The organism is Nostoc sp. UHCC 0251 (assembly GCF_034932245.1).
GTDB lineage: Bacteria > Cyanobacteriota > Cyanobacteriia > Cyanobacteriales > Nostocaceae > Nostoc.
Genome location: NZ_JAYGHD010000253.1, coordinates 1 through 2,025, shown reverse-complemented (window position 1 = coordinate 2,025; position 2,025 = coordinate 1). Strand labels below are relative to the sequence as shown.

The 2,025-nt window shown below is 41.8% G+C and carries 2 protein-coding genes; one reads left to right on the top strand and one right to left on the bottom strand.

The annotated features are described in order from the left end of the window. Window positions 1–342: 342 nt before the first annotated feature. A complete protein-coding gene (locus VB740_RS17995; RefSeq protein ID WP_323201320.1) occupies window positions 343–1,116 on the top strand; it encodes a hypothetical protein in 774 nt (257 codons plus the stop codon). A gap of 7 nt (window positions 1,117–1,123) precedes the next feature. Here the strand turns inward: VB740_RS17995 and VB740_RS17990 are convergent, their stop codons facing one another. Continuing rightward, window positions 1,124–1,897, bottom strand: a complete 774-nt coding sequence (locus VB740_RS17990; RefSeq protein ID WP_323201319.1) for an SDR family oxidoreductase — start codon at window positions 1,895–1,897, stop codon at window positions 1,124–1,126. Between the last annotated feature and the right edge of the window lie 128 nt (window positions 1,898–2,025).

The window sequence follows — 2,025 nt, the reverse complement described above, 5'->3', positions numbered from 1 at the left end:
CCACAAGAGTTATATTTAATTCGATTATGCAAATTAGATGTTTTTTAGCTTACTACTGGGACTTAAACATTGAAACTCTACAAAGCAGTATTTCATTATTTCTACCTTCTCTGTTTCTAAGCAGTGATTCATTTTATTTATATATGTGCAACTAAAAAAACCATCACAGTCATGTTTGTTGCTACTTTTCCCAAAAAGGTAGCAAAGATACTCAACCCAATTGGCGTAGCTATATCATCGAGAAGTTGGTGTGTGCAAATAAAAAAACCATCACAATTATTTCCGTATAACTGCTAGGGCATAGTCATGATCGAGGTATAGTTTCACCGGAGACAGGGCAAAATGTATATCAACTTTTTCATCAGTTCCATTATTGGAATTGTGGTTTCGGTGCTGGTGGCTTTTGGCTTACTGCAATGGTTGCACATCCCTGCTGGGAACTTTCTGGATTGGGTAATTGGTGGTGCAAGCTTTTGGTGGCTGTTGGTAATTGTTACCGTACCCTGGAATGTGCATTTTCAAGCTAAAGAAGTCTTAGCAGAAGCAGCACAATCCAAAGAGAAAGGAATTCCAGTTGATGAGAAACAAGTGAAGTATGTTACAGCGTTGGCAAAGCGATCGCTCTGGATTGCCCTTGCTTTACACTTATTCTCAGCCGTTGGTCTTTATACTCTTGCTGTCACTGGTATTAGTACGGTGGGATATATAAGTTCTGGTGCAGCTTTGTTATTAACAATTCTCCGTCCAGCGATTCGGGCGTATGAGTATTTATATGCACGGTTAGCGATGATTCGCCAAGAATGGAAGTATCCGCGCGAAGATATTGTTGAACTGCGCGATCGCTTCTCGATATTGGAACAAAAAATCCAGTCATTTGAGGAGCAACTCAACCCAGAACAATCTTATTCATTACCCGCAACTCAAGAACGCTTTGCCGAAGAAACTCGCAGAGATTTAGCCAGAATTGCGGCTAATTTGGAAGAATTAAGGGCGACAAATCAAACTGAACATGAGCGTTTGGCGAGAGAAGCACGAACTGCGATCGCGCAACTTTCGACTGACGGGCAATTTCTCGATCATGTCCGCGAAATTATTCGATTTTTTAAGACCGCTTAATTATTCCTCATGTTCGCCGATTAACTAGGGTAGCGCTAGCTTGGTCAACAGGCATCAGCACAACTTCATTAATATTGACATGGGGCGATCGCGTCACACAGAAAAATATTACATCAGCCACATCATCTGCTGTCAGGGGCGTAACTCCCTGGTAGACTTTGTTGGCGCGTTCAGCATCTCCGTGAAAACGCACATTGCTAAATTCCGTTTCTACCATACCAGGATCAACGGAAGTTACACGTACCCGCGTTCCCAACAGGTCTTGTTTTAAACCTTCAGAAATTGCCCTCACAGCAGCCTTGGTAGCACAGTAGACATTACCACCGGGATAGGTTTGATGTCCAGCAATGGAACCTAAATTTACCACATGACCGTGATCGCGGCTTACCATTCCCGGAACGACATAGCGGGACACGTAAAGTAAACCCTTAACGTTAGTATCAATCATGTCTTCCCAGTCTTGAAAACTGCCTTCGTGTAACTTGTCTAAACCACGACTTAGACCAGCATTATTAATAAGGATGTCGATGTTAGACCAGGCAAACGGTAGAGTAGAAATTGCTTCTTCTACAGCGTTGCGATCGCGCACATCTAGCTGTAACAAATGAATTTCAATACCAAATTCTTTAATAAGAGTATCTGCTAGCTGCTGCAAACGTTCCAGCCGCCGTGCCGCAAGGATTAGTTTTGCACCCGCACCAGCGAAAATTCTCGCACAAGCAGTACCAATACCACTACTTGCACCAGTGATCAAAATGATTTGATTTTGTAGAGAAGTCATTGTTAGTCAAAAGTCAAGAGTGCAGTGTTAATTTAAATACAAAATTTAGCAATTTAGCAAGTTACTAAGTACAGATATAGGAATCATATTTGATTTCTGAAAATATTTCAGTAGGGTGTGTTATGCCG

Coding starts and splice junctions, on each gene's coding strand:
- VB740_RS17995 (WP_323201320.1), top strand. CDS start 343: ATGTATATCAACTTTTTCATCAGTTCCATTATTGGAATTGTGGTTTCG.
- VB740_RS17990 (WP_323201319.1), bottom strand. CDS start 1,897: ATGACTTCTCTACAAAATCAAATCATTTTGATCACTGGTGCAAGTAGT.